This is a genomic window from Mongoliitalea lutea, from assembly GCF_014652135.1.
GTDB lineage: Bacteria > Bacteroidota > Bacteroidia > Cytophagales > Cyclobacteriaceae > Mongoliitalea > Mongoliitalea lutea.
This window is the reverse complement of the sequence record NZ_BMYF01000004.1, coordinates 199410-216006: the sequence shown is the minus strand read 5'-3', so window position 1 is coordinate 216006 and position 16597 is coordinate 199410. Positions and strand designations below refer to the sequence as shown.

The 16597-nt window shown below is 40.6% G+C and carries 13 protein-coding genes; 5 read left to right on the top strand and 8 right to left on the bottom strand.

Annotated features, from left to right (window positions below; genetic code table 11):
* Positions 1-2: 2 nt before the first annotated feature.
* On the top strand, positions 3-1388 hold the full coding sequence (gene dgt, locus IE080_RS04985) for a dGTP triphosphohydrolase (RefSeq protein WP_229800505.1): 1386 nt from the start codon (positions 3-5) through the stop codon (positions 1386-1388).
* On the opposite strand, the gene IE080_RS04980 is transcribed toward dgt, so the two are convergent.
* The 7 genes from IE080_RS04980 to IE080_RS04950 all read right to left on the bottom strand — a co-directional run bounded on the left by IE080_RS04980 (position 1385) and on the right by IE080_RS04950 (position 8779).
* Positions 1385-2014 (bottom strand): response regulator, encoded by a 630-nt coding sequence (locus tag IE080_RS04980; protein WP_189579344.1) that lies wholly within the window; start codon positions 2012-2014, stop codon positions 1385-1387. The two genes, dgt and IE080_RS04980, sit on opposite strands and share 4 nt — an antisense overlap.
* A gap of 36 nt (positions 2015-2050) precedes the next feature.
* Positions 2051-2752: a sensor histidine kinase gene (locus IE080_RS04975; protein WP_308428145.1), complete on the bottom strand. Its 702-nt coding sequence runs from the start codon at positions 2750-2752 to the stop codon at positions 2051-2053.
* Positions 2753-3509: 757 nt separating this feature from the next.
* The gene (locus IE080_RS04970) at positions 3510-3884 is read right to left on the bottom strand and encodes a hypothetical protein (protein WP_189579342.1); all 375 of its coding nucleotides are present in this window, start codon (positions 3882-3884) and stop codon (positions 3510-3512) included.
* A 141-nt stretch (positions 3885-4025) separates the two neighbouring features.
* A complete protein-coding gene (gene secDF / locus IE080_RS04965; protein ID WP_189579341.1) occupies positions 4026-7004 on the bottom strand; it encodes a protein translocase subunit SecDF in 2979 nt (992 codons plus the stop codon).
* 91 nt (positions 7005-7095) lie between these two features.
* Positions 7096-7458, bottom strand: a complete 363-nt coding sequence (locus tag IE080_RS04960; RefSeq protein WP_189579340.1) for a hypothetical protein — start codon at positions 7456-7458, stop codon at positions 7096-7098.
* Positions 7459-7573: 115 nt separating this feature from the next.
* Positions 7574-8191, bottom strand: a complete 618-nt coding sequence (gene udk / locus IE080_RS04955; protein WP_189579339.1) for a uridine kinase — start codon at positions 8189-8191, stop codon at positions 7574-7576.
* An 18-nt stretch (positions 8192-8209) separates the two neighbouring features.
* Entirely contained in the window at positions 8210-8779 is a 570-nt protein-coding gene (locus IE080_RS04950; RefSeq protein ID WP_189579338.1) for a non-canonical purine NTP diphosphatase, read from the bottom strand.
* Positions 8780-8954: 175 nt separating this feature from the next.
* On the opposite strand from IE080_RS04950, the gene polA reads away from it, so the two are divergent.
* The 4 genes from polA to IE080_RS04930 all read left to right on the top strand — a co-directional run bounded on the left by polA (position 8955) and on the right by IE080_RS04930 (position 16021).
* A complete protein-coding gene (polA, locus tag IE080_RS04945) occupies positions 8955-11774 on the top strand; it encodes a DNA polymerase I (protein WP_189579337.1) in 2820 nt (939 codons plus the stop codon).
* 5 nt (positions 11775-11779) lie between these two features.
* Complete coding sequence (radA, locus tag IE080_RS04940) at positions 11780-13162, top strand: DNA repair protein RadA (protein WP_189579336.1); 1383 nt, start codon at positions 11780-11782, stop codon at positions 13160-13162.
* A 49-nt stretch (positions 13163-13211) separates the two neighbouring features.
* Positions 13212-13655 carry a response regulator gene (locus IE080_RS04935; RefSeq protein WP_189579335.1) on the top strand — a complete coding sequence of 148 codons (444 nt, stop codon included), beginning with the start codon at positions 13212-13214 and terminating at the stop codon, positions 13653-13655.
* Between the two features lie 161 nt (positions 13656-13816).
* Positions 13817-16021 (top strand): DUF5916 domain-containing protein, encoded by a 2205-nt coding sequence (locus IE080_RS04930; RefSeq protein WP_189579334.1) that lies wholly within the window; start codon positions 13817-13819, stop codon positions 16019-16021.
* Between the two features lie 6 nt (positions 16022-16027).
* On the opposite strand, the gene IE080_RS04925 is transcribed toward IE080_RS04930, so the two are convergent.
* A complete protein-coding gene (locus tag IE080_RS04925; protein ID WP_189579333.1) occupies positions 16028-16534 on the bottom strand; it encodes a hypothetical protein in 507 nt (168 codons plus the stop codon).
* Positions 16535-16597: the final 63 nt, after the last annotated feature.

Here is a 16597-nt window from a genome sequence, read left to right as displayed (position 1 = left end):
TTATGGAATCTCCGCATTCTGAAGTATTTTTGGGCATGATGCAATGGGAAAAATTACTGGTAGCTGGAAGGTTTGATCCTGAAAATCGGGCAATCCCTTCCAATGAGCGCTTTCGTACCGAATTTGAGCGGGATTATGACCGCATTATCTTTTCAGCCCCCTTCCGAAATCTACAAGACAAAACGCAAGTATTTCCTTTGCCTGAGCACGACTTTGTGCATACGAGACTTACGCACAGTTTGGAAGTATCGAGTGTAGGACGTTCTTTGGGAAAATCAGTAGGAGAGTATTTGTTACAGAAATACCCCAATTTACAGGAAGAGGGAATTACTTCCTCTGATGTAGGTGCTATCGTAGCAGCTGCCGCCTTAACCCATGATATTGGCAATCCCCCATTCGGACATGCTGGAGAAGATGCAATTTCGGACTTTTTTAAGTTCCACCCCTATGGCATTGTATGGCAGTCCCATGTCAAACCTACAGAATGGGAGGATTTAATCAAGTTTGAAGGAAATGCGCAGGGATTCCGGATGTTGGTGTCTAAAGAAAATGGGTTAAAACTTTCCTTGGCTACATTGGCTGCCTTTACAAAGTATCCCCGTCCTTCACAGATTTTTGAAAAAAGTAAAGGCAGAAGATCTCAAAAGAAATATGGCTTTTATGCAGATCAGATTGGAGACTATGCTTATCTAGCAGAGAAGCTTGGAATTAGCAAGCTGAATCGCGAATGTTGGTTGCGTCATCCTTTGGCCTTTTTAGTAGAGGCAGCGGATGATATTTGCTACTCCATCATCGATTTGGAAGATGGTTGTACGTTGGGATTGGTTACTTGGGAGGAAGGGATCTCACTACTTGCAGGAATCCTAAAGGATAAATACCAGCCAGAAAAATTGCTCAAATATCAAAAAGAAGCCCAACAGCTGGCAGTTTTACGGGCTATGGCTATCAGCATCTTAGTAGAAGAAGTCGTACAAGCATTTATTACGCACGAAGAAGCCATTCTTCAAGGCGATTTTGATCAAGCATTGACCGATATCATTCCCTCTGCACCCGCCTTAGCTAAGATAGTGGATATTTCTATCCATCAGATTTACCGGTCAAAGCCAGTATTGGAAAAAGAAGCCGCAGGTTTTCAGGTGATAGAAGGCTTGTTGGAAGTTTTTTCTACCGCTATCAATCACAAGTTCTATCAGACAGAGCTTTTTTCCGGTAAAGACCGTAGTATTCTACGCCTACTTCCCAAAGAGCTTTCTACTGGAGACTGGGATAATCATACCAATACGTACGCATTATTAAGAACCCTAATTGATTTTATCTCGGGTATGACGGACAAGCATGCCTTAGCACTCTACAGAAGGGTGAAAGGAATAGCCTTGCCTGGAGCTTAGTCCAGGCGCATTTCTTTGGCTTTGGAAACGAGTTCCGCAACAGAGGAAACACCTAACTTTTGATGGATCTTTTTTCTGTGGGTTTCTACTGTATGTTGGGATAGGGCCAATTGATCGGCTATTTCCCGATTGGTGCCCCCATCGCAGATTTTTTTGATGATCTGGATTTCGCGCTTGGAGAGTTTGATTTTTTCACTGAAATAGTCAGGAAATTTACTGTTCTTGATTTCGTTGAGCACTTTTCTATAATCGGCAATATAAGAGCCCTCGAAGACTTCGCGTATGGTATAAATCAGTTCGTTTGGATCGGAGTCTTTCAGCATGTAAGCACTTGCTCCTGACTTGATGCATTTCTCATAGATATGCTGATCGTCGTACATGGACAGGACAATGACTTTGATTTTTGTACTGATATTTTTTACACCCTTGATTACTCCCACACCATCCAAACCTGGCATATTCATGTCCGTAATGACGATGTCTACATTTTTTTTTGTCACAAAATCTACCAGATCATTACCATTTAGAAATATACCTTTGATGCTAAAATCTTCTTCCTCCTCCAATAAGGATTCTATACCTTTCGCAAAAAGTTTGTGGTCATCAGCTATTGCTATACGGATCATTAGGGGTGTACTGAGGTGATTGTGAACGAATATAGCCTATGTATCCGAATTAGGCAAAAATAGTTCAATAGAAGTGCCATTTCCTATGCTACTGGTAATTCTCAAAGTACCTCCAATGGTTTCCATCCGTTTTTTCAGATTAATCAGTCCTGAACCATCCCCTCTCGCCTGCATATCAAAACCTACTCCATCATCTCGCAGATGGATGCAAGTATGCTGATCCTGCTGATGGATAGTTATGGAGATGTGTTTAGGACGAGCATGCTTGATTGCATTATTGATGCATTCTTGAATGATACGGATCAGGATCAATTTCTCATCCTTGGTCAATAGCAGTTCTGGAACACTTGATTCAAATGAGGTCGAACAAAACTCCGCATGTGTAAGCTTATCCAATTCCTTTTGGATGAAAGTTTCCAAGGAATATCCTTCCAACCATTCTAAGTTTAATACTTTGGAAAGACCTCTTACTTCCTGAATGATTGTGTTTATTAGTATTTTCCCTTCCTGTATTTTCTCAGGCCGTGAACTCGCAAGGTTAAGTTTGGCTAGGGAAAGGAGTTGACCTACATTGTCATGCAATTCTTTTCCTACAAACGAAAGAGTTTCTTCCCTGATTTCTTTTTCCACATCAAGTAAGGTTTTTTCAAATTCCGTCTGGATAGCAATCATTTTTTCTTTTGCTCGCTGTTGTCGTTGCCTGTGTGCAAAAACCATAAATATGATAAATGAAGACATTAGGACCATTAAAAGGAAGCCCAGTAAAACAAAAAAGTAGATGTTCTGGTCAGAAGTTTCCATTAAATTTCATTAATGTGTTGATCGATTGGTTTTTTCTTGTCAAATGAGGGTGCAAAAAAAGATAGAGATAATCCAATATACATGATTAGTCCAAGAAGTTTGAGAATGTTGTTTAACTGCTTTACCAATGAAGGATCCATATTGTAAAAGAAATAAATGGAGGAAAAGTAAAGAAAAGACCCTGAATAAAAAAAAAGGAATAATGAGTTGGCCCAGAATGAAGGGATTCTCAATAGATTTTCATTTTCATGTAGGTTTTTGAAGTTTATCTTATAGAAATAGAATAATGTCGCAATGATAATTGAGAAGGCGCCAAGACGAAAGCTGTATAGCTGAAATACTTTCAAGGGGTTTTGGTATAAAAATGAATTGAAAATTGAAAAAATGACTAAAAAACCAAAAAATAAATTTAAATATTTTTTCATACGAATTGATTGACTTGTGATACTAACAAATGCCAACACCAATCCCGTTTGCACATGAACAAACAGTGCATTGTACAACCAAGAGTTATTGAAACCGTGAGAACCTAATAATTTCCCAAACACCTCAACAATCAGCCCAAACAAAATGAAGCTGAATATTAGAAGGTGTTCTCTAGGCCGCTCAATTTTCAAAAAATGAAGTGCACAAATACAAGCAGCTATCAATATTGTGTAATGGTAATAATTAAGCGAAGTTAGCATCAGACTTTTTATCGGCACGTGGGAGGACATAAATCCCCACCATTGTAGTAATCATCATCGTCATTATCAGAAGATTTTAACGAGTCTTTTTTAAACTTATCATCTGTGGCTAAGACTACAGATAATCTTCCAAAATATTGCGTAGGATCTTTTATGGATGCAGGCAAGGATTTTATAGTTAGCTCATCATATTGTCCAAAGTAAATACGAATACCTCCGTTATCATCTACTTGTTCAAGGAATTTTTCCAAACTTTTCTTATCAAAATAGACATAGCTGGACTGTTCTTTTATAGGTCGTCCATGAATATCATTGGCTATTATTCCTTTTTTCAAACCTTCTTCATAGGTCTTTATAAATTGGTCAAATTCTTTCTTATTCATATGCTTTAAATTTTTGGTGAATTAGGGTCAGTAAAAATACTTAATTTTCTAATTTATAATATGAAAAAAACCCATCTGATTATTCAGATGGGTTAAATAAAATGGAGTTGATATACCTATATGTAAGAAGATTGATAGAAATTAAACTGTTTTTTTTGCGGGACTAGGCTCGGTAGATGCATTTGCTTCCGCTGCCAATTCACGCTTCATCAAATCAACTACCACAGGAGTTGCAATGTAGATTGAAGAGTATGTTCCTACCAAAACACCGATCAACAAGGCAAAGGAGAATCCTCTCAATACCTCACCACCAAAGATCAAGAGTACCAATACTACGATCAACGTAGTGAAAGAGGTAATCAACGTTCTCGCCATAGTTTGGTTGATGGCATCATTGAACATTTTCACCAATTTGGAAGTACCTCTGTTCTCGATATTTTCACGGATTCTATCAAATACAATCACAGTATCGTTAATGGAATAACCGACTACTGTCAATACCGCCGCAATAAATACCTGGTCGATTTCAAAGGTAGCACCTAAAGTAGAAGCAATGGAGAATGCTGCAATTACGAACAATACGTCATGCACCAAGGCCACGATAGAACCAAGAGAGAACTGCCACTTGCGGAACCTCAACAAGATGTATAAGAAGATAGCCACCAAAGCAAAGAACATAGCCTCCGCAGATGATTTCTTAATATCATCAGCTACGGTAGCACCTACTTTGGAAGATCCGGTGATAGCAAATTGATTATCTGCCATACGGGTAGCATCCGTAGTGAAGGTATATCCTGTTACAGTTGCTAATCCTTCGATTACGCGTTTTTCAACCTCAGCATTGGAAGCATCATCATCCTCATTGACCAAGTAGGAAGTAGTCACTTTCATGATATTGTTGGCACCATAGGATTTCACCTCTACAGAACCCTCAAACTGCTCATCCAAACCAACTTTCAATTCGGAAGATACCACAGGACCTGTAAACTCTACGATGTACGAGCGACCACCAGTAAAGTCAACCCCAAATTTCAACCCGTTGATAGCTGCTAAAGCCAAACCAACAATGATGATACCGGTAGAAATCAAGTAAGCAACTCTTCTCTTGCTTAAGAAGTCGATGTTTAGTTTGCTTAAGCGGTCACCTGCTAATGGGGTTACAAAAGATACATTACTCTTATCACCTTTTTTAGTCATCCAGTGTACAATCACGCGTGTGATAAATACAGCAGAGAAGAAGGAAGAAGCAATACCGATCATCAATACGATGGCAAATCCTTTTACTGGACCCTGACCCAAGGCATATAAAATAGCACCGGTCAAGAAGGTGGTTACGTTGGAGTCTAAGATAGCAGAGAATGCTTTGTTATAACCTTCGTTAATAGCCGCCAATAAGCCTGCGCCATTGCGAAGTTCCTCTTTGATACGCTCAAAAATCAAGACGTTAGCATCGATTGACATACCAATGGTTAACACAATACCTGCAATACCCGGTAAAGTCAACGCTGCACCCAACTGGGCAAGGATACCCAAGATGAAGAAGATGTTAAACACCAATGCAGCAATCGCAACCAAACCGCCTTTCGCATAGTAAGCGACCATAAACAACACTACTAATACCAAACCAGCTACCATGGAAACGACCCCTTGTTTCTGGGCTTCTTTACCCAAGGTTGGACCAATGATGGCTTCTTCTACAATTTTGGTAGGAGCAGGAAGGGAACCTGACTTCAAGATATTCGCCAAATCCTTAGCTTCTTCTAAGGTAAAGTTACCGGTGATCTCAGACTGTCCGGAAGGAATTTCACTTTGCACTACTGGTGCTGTATATACATAATCATCCAATACTACAGCAATTCTTTTTCCAATGCTTTCAGAAGTCACTTTTCTCCATCTTCTGGCACCGTCAGCGTTCATCTGCATGCTTACAGCTGGTCTAGAGGATTGGTCTAGGGTCTGTCTAGCATCAGTAATTACATCACCATCCATCAAAGCTTGGTCGCTGCTTCTGTTGTAGCTGATAGCAAACAATTCCAATAATTCCATCCCTTCAGCCACTTGTGGCTTCACAGACCATAAGAATTTCACGTTTCTTGGAAGAAGTGTTTTCACATCTTCTCTTGCAAGGATTCTATTGATAGTCACGGTGTCTCTCATTTCGTACACCAAGCCTTGATTAGATCTAGTCAAGCTAAATAGTGGAGATACCTGCGTGGACAAATCGTCTACATCTTCACCTGCCAATTGTCTTTCCAAATCTGTAAGTCCATCTTCTCCTTCTTCGCCCTCTACTTCCTCAGTGGATGCAGTCTCGCCTGCTTTTTGTTGTTGAGCTTCCGCTACCAAGAAGCTGTTTACTGCCTCTAGCTCAGGAAGGAATTCATTCAACTCGGCTACTTGCCAAAACTGTAACTTAGCAACTCCCTGCAACAAGTTTCTTACACGCTCAGCATTGCTCACACCTGGCAATTCAATCTGAATTCTACCGGTACCTTGGATGCGTTGAATATTCGGTTGAGACGTACCAAATCTATCTACACGTGTTCTTAAGATATTGAAGGAACGCTCGATAGCATTTTCAATCTCTGTATCAATCAAAGAAAGAATATCGGAATCACTACTTTCCAATGAAATTCTACCTCTATTAGCGGCAGTTGCAAAGATGCTGCTTAACTTTTGGTTGCCAGCACGCTGATTCCAAGCGCTATAAAATAAATTGACAAACTTCTCATTGCTAGTTTTGGCAGCTTCAGTAGCTTGCTCCAATGCAGCATTGAAATTAACATCTTTGCTATTTCCTGAAAGACCTCTCACGATTTCCACCGGAGAAACCTCCAACGTAACGTGCATACCTCCTTGTAGGTCCAAGCCTAGTCCAAGTTCGGTTTCTTTAATCTCTTTGTAGGTGAATTTAGCACCTAGGAAATTGTATACCGGCTCACGGTAAATAGAGTCCAAGTACGCTTGCTGTCTAGCAAAGTCCACATTGCCTTGGGCATCTGTGGCGTATTCTACAGCTCTTTGCTGTATATTGTTGGATACAAATGTGAATGACAGGTAATACAGACAGAGTGCTGTAATGACTACCGTCAAAAACACAATAACACCTTGGTTACGCATAACTATAGTTTGATTTTAAATTGTTTCTAATGGATTGAATGTAAGATTACTATGCTATCAATCGATGATAGCTACGAAAGGAGAATAGCGCTCAGGGCGCATTAGTGGAAATGATCCGTTCTAAAAGTATTTCTCGGAAATGAAAATTTTGAGCTATCGTACTGACTACAGTAGATACCTTGGATTTTTCTGTAAAGACAAACTCAAAAATGACATGCAGCACATGTTGGGATATCGCGACCGCAAAAGGTACTACTGCATTTACCGAAACAGATAAAAATGTTTGTTCTCCATCTTTGTCTGAATCATTTTGCGATACCTCAGTGCTCGTAGTACTGCTTTGTTGAAGCTGTGGCAGGTACTCCACTCCAGAAGTAAGCATACAAAATAGTAGCACCAAGAGAAATGAAATTCTCTGCTTGAGGGTGTACATATTTTTTCTGTTTTGCTTCATGGTCGGCAAATATAGGAATATTTGGAAAAACCCATACCTCTGATCTCAAAAAATGTCTGAGATGGGTAGTTTTTATTCCATTTTTAAGGTAATTCCTTGATAAACATGTCTTTCATCACTTGACTTTGGAGCGCATGTAGGCGCGAATGACATCAAGAGCCCGTTCGAAATTCTTGTTATTTGGTACAATTAAGTCCGCATCGTTCTTAAATGGCTCGATGAATTTTTCATAAGTCGGCATCACGTGGTTTTCATACCGGTACAAAACATCATCCAAATCGTATCCACGCTCCACTTTATCACGCACAATTCTCCGCTTCAATTTGATGTATTCCTTGGCATCAATAAAAATTTTCAAATCCAATAATTTTGCTAGTTCAGGATAATACAAGACAAAAATTCCTTCTACCACAACTACCGGGGCTGGAGCAAATTCCAACATTTTCGGCTTCTTGTTGGGATTATTAAAGGTGTACTCCTGTCTGAATACAGTTTCCCCATTGCCTAATTTCTGAATATCAATGGCGTATTGTTCGAAATCTATGGATTGGGGAGTGTCAAAATTATGCACTCCCTTATCGTCTATGGGCTGTAAATGTCTTGGCTTGTAATAGTTGTCTTGGGAGATCAGACAAACTTCCCCAGGTTCGAAGGAATGTAAGAGTTTATCCAAAAAGAGCGTTTTACCGGATGCGCTGCCGCCTGTGATGCCTACAATGAATGGTTTCTTCATGGGGTACAAAAGTAAGCATTATTTTAAAAACTCAATCAATGCCTGTACTGCCTTTCCCCGATGGCTGATGGCATTTTTTTCTTCCATACTCAATTCTGCAAAGGTACGCTCATAGCCAACTGGTTTGAAAACAGGGTCATAGCCAAAACCTCCAGAGCCTGATCTCTCCGCAATTATTTCTCCCTCCGCTACACCCTCGAAGCTATATTCTTTCCCATCCAAAATCAGGGCAATCACCGTACGGAAACAGGCCGCTCTTTCAGTTTTACCTGCTAATTTTTCCAGTAACAAATGAATGTTCCGCTCATCGCTTCTAGGTTCACCGGCAAATCTTCCCGAATAGACCCCGGGAGCCCCATCCAAGGCATCCACTTCCAGGCCCGTATCATCTGCAAAGCAGTCCACTCCATATTTTTCGTGCACATAGCGTGCTTTCTGAAAGGCATTGTGGTCCAAGGTATCGCCCGTTTCAGGTAGTTCTTCGGTACATCCAATCGCTTCCAAGGATACAATTTCAAAACTTTCGCCTAATGCAGCCTTCACTTCTTGGATTTTCTTGGCATTGTTGGTAGCAAAACAGATTTTCATCGGCATACGATTGGGGTGGTGGATAAAATTGTGACGATTTCTGACACTTGGATGCAAATTTAAGTTTTTGTATTCGAAGAAGCCCTTCCCCTCGGATTATTATTTGTAATTTAGCTCTCCGTTTCATGGTATTGAAGCACTCATAATCGATTATTCACTCAGGAATTTTACATACATGTCTCAAAAAGGTGACAAGAAATTATTTCTATTAGATGCCATGGCGCTCATCTACCGAGCGCATTTTGCTTTCAGCAAAAACCCCCGTATCAACTCCAAAGGTCTAAATACAGGCATCATGTTGGGCTTTACCAATACCTTGTTGGAAGTGATTGAAAAAGAAAAACCTACCCACTTAGCTGTAGCTTTTGATACTTCTGCGCCAACTTTCAGGCATGTGCAGTTTGAAGCGTACAAAGCCAACCGCCAAGAGCAGCCTGAGGATATCTCCATCGGTATTCCTTGGGTTAAAGAGTTGGTCAAAGCCTTTAATATTCCGGTATTGGAACTGGATGGCTATGAGGCCGATGATATTATTGGTACTATCGCCAAAAAAGCAGAGCGAACAAGCTTTGAAGTGTATATGATGACTCCTGATAAGGACTATGGTCAATTGGTGGAGGAACATATTTTTCTGTACAAACCAGCATTTATGGGAAATGCGGTAGATGTGATGGGCCCAAAGGAGGTATGCGCCAAATGGGATATTGAACATGTAGATCAAGTCCGTGATATTTTAGGCTTAATGGGTGATGCAGTGGATAATATTCCAGGTATCCCCGGCATTGGTGAAAAAACAGCCGTCAAGCTTTTGAAAGAATACGGAACTATTGAAAAGCTGCTAGAAAATACTGACAAGCTCAAAGGCAAGCAAAAGGAAAACGTAGAAAATTTTGCACAACAGGGACTTTTATCCAAAGAATTGGCCACCATCAATATTGAAGTGCCGGTGGAGTTCAATGAGGTGGAGCTACGCTACGAAGGGCCTGATGAAGAAAAATTGAAGGCATTATTTGCAGAATTGGAGTTTCGAACCCTTACACAGCGGGTTTTTGGTGAGAAGATTAAAAAGCCTCAAGCAAAAGTCAGTGAGCAGTTGGGATTGTTTACAGGTGCTGTAGAGGAAGAAAAAGAAGGAGAAGTGGCAACTGTCGATGAGAGTCCGGTTGCTGTGCCTGAATTTTTTGATAACATCCTGACCAAAGCACATGATTACCATAGAATCGAAGGAGATGAGGCAATAGCTGACCTGCTCGCTTACTTAGAAATACAACAGGAAATTTGTTTTGATACGGAGACAACCTCACTTAATCCCAATGAGGCGGAGTTAGTAGGTTTATCCTTTGCCTATGTAGCAGGTGAAGCGTTTTATGTGCCTGTCCCCGAGGATCAAACCCAGGCTAAGGCTATTTTGGAAAGGTTCCGAGGAGTATTTGAAAATGAAGCCATTACTAAAATCGGTCAAAATGTAAAGTACGACTTATTGGTATTGAAGAATTATGGTTTGGATGTCAAAGGCAAGTTGTACGATACCATGTTGGCCCATTATCTGATTGAGCCAGAAGGCAAGCATTCCATGGATTGGCTAGCACAGCAGTATCTGAATTACAGACCCGTGTCCATCGAGTCCCTGATCGGTAAGAAGGGGAAAAATCAAGGAAATATGCGGGATGTGGCTATAGAGGAAGCTGTAGCTTATGCATCGGAAGATGCAGATATTACTTTGCAGTTGAAGGCCAAACTAGATCCAATTGTCAAAGCAAATGGGTTGGAAAAACTATTGCAGGAGGTAGAAAATCCACTCATTCAGGTTTTGACAGAGATGGAGTTTGAGGGAGTGAAAATTGATACCGAAAGCTTGGCAGAGTTATCCGAGACCTTAGAAGAAGAGAGCAAAGCCATAGAAAAGCGGGTATTTGAATTGGCAGGAGTGACCTTTAACCTAGCTTCTCCCAAGCAGTTGGGAGATGTATTGTTTGAAAAATTGAATTTGGACCCAAAAGCTAAAAAGACCAAAACAGGGCAATATGCCACGGGTGAAGAGGTATTGAGTAAATTGGCGGCAGACCATGAAATTGCCCGGGCGATTTTGGAGTACCGTCAGATGGTTAAGTTGAAGTCCACGTATGTAGATGCACTTCCTAACCTGATCAATCCTAAAACAGGGCGTGTGCATACTACCTACAATCAGTTTGTAGCAGCTACAGGTCGCTTATCCTCTACCAATCCCAATTTGCAAAATATTCCAATCCGCACCGATAGAGGCAGGGAAATCCGAAAAGCGTTCGTACCTCGTGATGAAAATCATGTATTGATGGCAGCGGATTATTCTCAGATTGAGTTGCGTATCATGGCGGAGTTTTCTAAAGATGAATCCATGTTGGAGGCGTTTAAAAATGGTAGGGACATCCATGCGGCAACTGCGGCCAAGATTTTTCAGGTGCCCTTAGAGGAAGTAACTTCTGATATGCGAAGAAAAGCTAAGACCGCCAACTTTGGTATCATTTACGGCATCTCCGCGTTTGGTTTGTCTCAGCGCTTAGGTATTCCAAGAGGAGAGGCCAAGGAGATAATCGACGCTTATTTTAAGGAGTTTCCAGCTGTCAAGTCCTATATGGACTCCTGCATTGAAAAGGCCCGAAAAGATGAATTTGTAGAGACGATCTTAGGACGTCGGCGCTATTTGAGAGATATCAATAGTCGTAATATGACCATGCGTGGCTTTGCGGAGCGAAACGCCATCAATGCACCCATCCAAGGTTCGGCGGCTGATATGATCAAAGTAGCCATGATCCATGTGTATCAATGGATGAAGCAGGAAAAACTTAAGTCGAAAATGATTTTGCAGGTGCATGATGAATTGGTTTTTGATGCGTATAAAGATGAGCTTGAGCTACTTCAAAAAGAAATTCCCCGCTTGATGGCAGATGCAGTGAAGTTGGCCGTTCCTGTAGTAGTGGAAACAGGTGTAGGAAAAGATTGGCTAGAAGCGCATTAATCCATATGGCAAAAGTAAAAACCAGTTATTTCTGTCAAAATTGTGGAGCCAATTCCGCCAAATGGTTGGGTAAATGTCCAGCTTGTGGGGAATGGAATACCTATGTAGAAGAATTGATTCAAAAAGAGGAGACAGGTTTGGGAAGTTGGAAGCCAAGTTCCACCAAAGAGCGGAAAGCACAGGTACCGAAATTACTTCATCAAGTCAATTTTGAGGAGCAACCAAGAGTAGTCACAGGAGATGCGGAGTTGAACCGGGTTTTGGGTGGAGGTATTGTGCCAGGTTCCTTGATTTTGATTGGAGGGGAGCCAGGGATTGGTAAATCTACCTTGCTTTTGCAGATAGCCTTGGAGTTATCCCAATTGAAAGTGCTCTATGTATCGGGTGAAGAAAGTGAGCAGCAAATCAAAATGCGCGCAGACCGTATGGCATTCAAATCAGCTAATTGCTATGTCTTAGCTGAAACGAATACCCAGCAGATATTTACGCAAGTAGAACTTTTGAAGCCAGATTTACTAATTATCGACTCTATTCAGACCTTGCATAGTCAGTTGGTTGAATCGGCAGCCGGTTCTGTTTCCCAAGTACGTGAGTGTACAGCAGAATTGATGAAGTTTGCCAAGGAGACCGGCACCCCTGTATTTTTGATTGGTCATATCACCAAAGAAGGGACGATTGCAGGTCCTAAAGTGCTCGAACACATGGTGGATACAGTTTTGCAGTTTGAAGGAGATCGGCATTTGACGTATAGGATACTGCGTACTTCCAAAAACCGCTTCGGTTCCACCCATGAATTGGGAATTTATGAGATGCGTGCAGAAGGACTGCGACAAGTAGCCAATCCTTCAGAGATATTACTTACCCAACGGGAGGAAATTCTTAACGGTGTTTCTATTGGTGCCATGATGGAAGGGAATAGACCCTTGTTGATTGAAATACAATCTTTAGTCAGTCCTGCAACATATGGGACTCCCCAGCGAAGCAGTACGGGGTTTGATTCTAAGCGGTTGAATATGCTTTTAGCTGTTTTAGAAAAAAGAGGTGGGATGCGGCTTGGGCAACAAGATGTATTTTTGAATGTCGCTGGTGGACTAAAGGTAGATGACCCTGCTTTAGATTTAGCGGTCTGTGCCTCTTTAATTTCCTCCTATGAAGATACTGCGATTCCGAGTAGCTTGTGTTTTGCGGGAGAAGTCGGTTTAGGAGGAGAAATCAGGGCTGTTCATAAAGTGGAAAGTAGGATTTCGGAGGCTGAGAAATTAGGTTTCAAAAGTATCATGGTTTCCAAGTATGGATTGAAAGGAATAGATTTATCCAAGTTTGGAATAAATATTATACCGATTGTCAAATTGGATGATATGTATAAGAATATCTTTTTGATAAAGTAGTATATTTAATTATTCTGGATTTACTTAAAAACTAAAAGCGCTTTTATTTATGAAACTGGATCAAGCTTGGCAAAAAATCATTCTTATAGATGATGATTTTGTTTATAATTTGATGAACGAGAAGTTTTTGAAACTTATTGGTTTCCCTGGTCAAATTATACCTTTTACGGATGCCAATGAGGCATTGAAATATATTCAGCAACCTTCCCAAATGGAGGAGTTTAGGGAGACAAAGCGTCCCTCATTGGTGTTGTTGGACTTGAATATGCCTCGCTTAAACGGTTGGGGTTTCTTGGATATTTTTCAAAATTTCGATGATGAAGTTAAAAAAGCCTTTAAAGTCGTGGTATTGACAAGTTCAATTGACCCATTGGATATGGATAAAGCCGCTGGCTATCCTTCCGTAGAATATTTTGAAGTGAAGCCATTAAAGCTTGAAACCATATATAAGTTGATCAATCGTTTGGAGCCTAAGATCAATGATTTGCTTTAATTGGCAAATTGATAACTAAAATAAGTTTTTTCTAACAAGAATAAGACTTCTCCAAGCTTTTATTTCTAATTGCTTCAAATTTAAAGCATATTCTTGCCTTCGGTATAAATTTTTTACTGCTGGTTTGATTTCCATGTAATTTGCAGTGTTAGACCCAGCGTATGAGATTGCTTATTTTCCTAGTAGTTGGTGTTTGGTTAAGTACAATCACTGCCTATACCCAAACACTTCCACCTCTGATAGCAGAGAAGATTGCTGTTCCTATTCAAATCGATGGGGAATTGGATGAGGAGGTATGGTCAAGTCAGGATTGGGCCAGCAATTTTTATCAATTTTTCCCTTCCGATACTTCCCTTGCCTCTTCCCAATCCAAGGTCAAAATCGTCTATGATGATAAATTCCTGTACATAGCTGCTATCATGTACAATAAAGGTCCACGAAATAAATATGTAAGCACCTCGCTTCGAAGAGATTTCAGAGGAGAGCAAAATGATGGGATTAGTTTTGTTTTTGACACCTTCAATGACAATACCAACGCTTTCCAGTTTGGTGTAAACCCCTATGGAGTGCAGCGGGAATCTTTGATAGCGAATGGTGGTGCCCAAGGTTCGGATTTAAATCTAGCTTGGGATAATAAATGGTATTCTGCCGCCAAAATTCATGAGGATTATTGGGTGGTGGAAGCAGCCATCCCCTTTTCTACTTTACGGTATAATGACGGAGCGATCAATTGGAACGTAAATTTTTATAGAATTGACAGTGAAAATGCCGAAAGGAGTACTTGGACACCAATTCCTCGTAACTTCTCCATCATTTCCTTGGCATTTTCCAGAAAGTTGATTTTCATAGAACCCCTAAAAAAAGAGGGAGCCAATCTCTCATTTATCCCTTATGTGGCCGCTGGTACTGACCGCAATTTTCTGGAAGGCACCGGCAACCCTCTCAAGCCAGCTGTAGGTGCAGATGCCAAAGTAGCTGTAGGGCCGGCATTAAACTTAGATTTGACTGTCAATCCGGATTTTTCCCAGGTTGAGGTAGATGAGCAAGTGACAAATTTGGACCGTTTTGAAATCTTCTTTCCCGAGAGAAGACAGTTCTTCTTAGAAAATGCGGATTTGTTTGCAGACTTTGGGACACAAAATGTGCGTCCATTCTTCTCCAGAAGAATTGGTGTGGACAGAGATGAACGGACGGGTCAAAATGTGCAGAATCAGATTCTTTTTGGAGCACGCTTGAGTGGAAAGTTAAATGATGATTGGAGAATTGGTGCCATGAATATGCAGACCGCGTCCGATGAAGAGCGAGGGATTGCAGGAAAAAACTTTACCGTAGCAGCAGTTCAGAAAAAAGTCTTCTCTCGCTCCAATATCGGGGCTATTTTCATCAATCGGGAAACAATCGATCTAGGTCAGGAAAACACCTTGTTTGATCCTACTCAAAAAAACCGACTTGCAGGGCTAGACTACAATTTGGCCTCCAAGGATAATCGCTGGAACGGAAAGTTTTTCTATCATAAGACTTTTGGTGCTGAAAAAATTGAGAAAAGTTATGCAGCTCATGGTCAAGTAACCTATAATGATTTGAATTGGACCTTGGGACTTGGGTACTCGGATATTGCGGAGAATTTCAATCCTGAGGTTGGTTTTACTCCTAGAAGAGATTACAAGCGTGGATATGCTACCGCAGGATATCAATTTTTCCCTCAATCCAATTGGATCAACCGTCATGGACCAGGTTTTGAATCTGAAGTATTGTGGAATGAGACTTTGGGTGTAACGGATGAATTTCATTCGTTACAATACAGGGTTCAATTTCAATCATTATCAGTGTTGACGCTATCTGCAAATAATCGTTTTACATATTTGTTTGCTCCTTTTGATCCAACCCGCACGGGAGGAGAACCCTTAGCAACAGGAACAGCCTATCGGAATAATTTTGTTGGATTGAGGTATTTTAGTAATCCAAGAAATGTCTTTTCAGTAGTGGGGAGGGCAGAAATAGGGGAGTATTTTACTGGCAATATCAAAACATTGGCAGGCACTATGAACTGGAGAATGGGTTATTTGGCCAATATCTCTATGAATTTTAGCTACAATAATATTCGTCTGCCTGAGCCTCAGAATAGTGCTGACCTCTTCCTCATTGGCCCAAGGATAGATTTGACTTTTACAAAAGACCTGTTTTGGACCACCTTTGTGCAGTACAACAATCAAATTGATAATCTTAACATTAACACCCGATTGCAGTGGCGGTATGCGCCTGTATCCGATTTCTTCTTAGTGTACACCGATAATTACTTCCCAAGTAATTTTGCAGCAAAGCAGCGAGCACTTGTGATGAAACTCAATTACTGGTTCAATATTTAAGTGACTTTATTTGAGCTGACTTTTGGAATATTCGATAAAGAAATAAATCAGAGGACTAAATAAAATCAGGGGGAAAAACAAAATCATCCATATAGGGACGCCTGTTCCATAATTGGAACCAGTGTGAAAGGAAAAATACTCAATCATCAAAAATATGATGATCAGGTTTAATTTCACCCAACGCCAAAGCCTACGATTGATAGCAATCAATGCTCTCTTCTTATCTGTAGACGCATCTACTAAGTGATCAATATCTCGGTTGTAATAATTGAACCAGCTGATTCCGATGTAAAAAAAAGTCGCAACCAAAGGAACTGCAAAAGTCATTTTACTGGCCCAGTAATCACTGGGAGTTTCAAAAAAGTTATAATTTGCAGGTACTTGTTCTTGACCTAACTGTTGAAAATAGGCTGTCTCTAGCCATAACCAAACCAAGGCTACAATTCCTAAAACTTCAATAAGTTTGTCCGCAAAGGACAGGGGTATAGGTGCTAATTGCTCCGTTGCTTTCATTGTTGGGACTTGAAAATACTTTCCTGAAAGCAAATCTATACTGATATTTAGAAAATTCCTGTA

What these genes read in the sequence shown, in the direction of transcription:
- IE080_RS04980 (WP_189579344.1), bottom strand. Translation starts at nt 2,014, where the DNA reads ATGATCCGTATAGCAATAGCTGATGACCACAAACTTTTTGCGAAAGGT.
- IE080_RS04950 (WP_189579338.1), bottom strand. Translation starts at nt 8,779, where the DNA reads ATGAAAATCTGTTTTGCTACCAACAATGCCAAGAAAATCCAAGAAGTG.
- IE080_RS04935 (WP_189579335.1), top strand. Translation starts at nt 13,212, where the DNA reads ATGAAACTGGATCAAGCTTGGCAAAAAATCATTCTTATAGATGATGAT.
- radA (WP_189579336.1), top strand. Translation starts at nt 11,780, where the DNA reads ATGGCAAAAGTAAAAACCAGTTATTTCTGTCAAAATTGTGGAGCCAAT.
- polA (WP_189579337.1), top strand. Translation starts at nt 8,955, where the DNA reads ATGTCTCAAAAAGGTGACAAGAAATTATTTCTATTAGATGCCATGGCG.
- secDF (WP_189579341.1), bottom strand. Translation starts at nt 7,004, where the DNA reads ATGCGTAACCAAGGTGTTATTGTGTTTTTGACGGTAGTCATTACAGCA.
- IE080_RS04975 (WP_308428145.1), bottom strand. Translation starts at nt 2,752, where the DNA reads ATGTCTTCATTTATCATATTTATGGTTTTTGCACACAGGCAACGACAA.
- IE080_RS04970 (WP_189579342.1), bottom strand. Translation starts at nt 3,884, where the DNA reads ATGAATAAGAAAGAATTTGACCAATTTATAAAGACCTATGAAGAAGGT.
- dgt (WP_229800505.1), top strand. Translation starts at nt 3, where the DNA reads ATGGAATCTCCGCATTCTGAAGTATTTTTGGGCATGATGCAATGGGAA.
- udk (WP_189579339.1), bottom strand. Translation starts at nt 8,191, where the DNA reads ATGAAGAAACCATTCATTGTAGGCATCACAGGCGGCAGCGCATCCGGT.
- IE080_RS04925 (WP_189579333.1), bottom strand. Translation starts at nt 16,534, where the DNA reads ATGAAAGCAACGGAGCAATTAGCACCTATACCCCTGTCCTTTGCGGAC.
- IE080_RS04960 (WP_189579340.1), bottom strand. Translation starts at nt 7,458, where the DNA reads ATGAAGCAAAACAGAAAAAATATGTACACCCTCAAGCAGAGAATTTCA.
- IE080_RS04930 (WP_189579334.1), top strand. Translation starts at nt 13,817, where the DNA reads ATGAGATTGCTTATTTTCCTAGTAGTTGGTGTTTGGTTAAGTACAATC.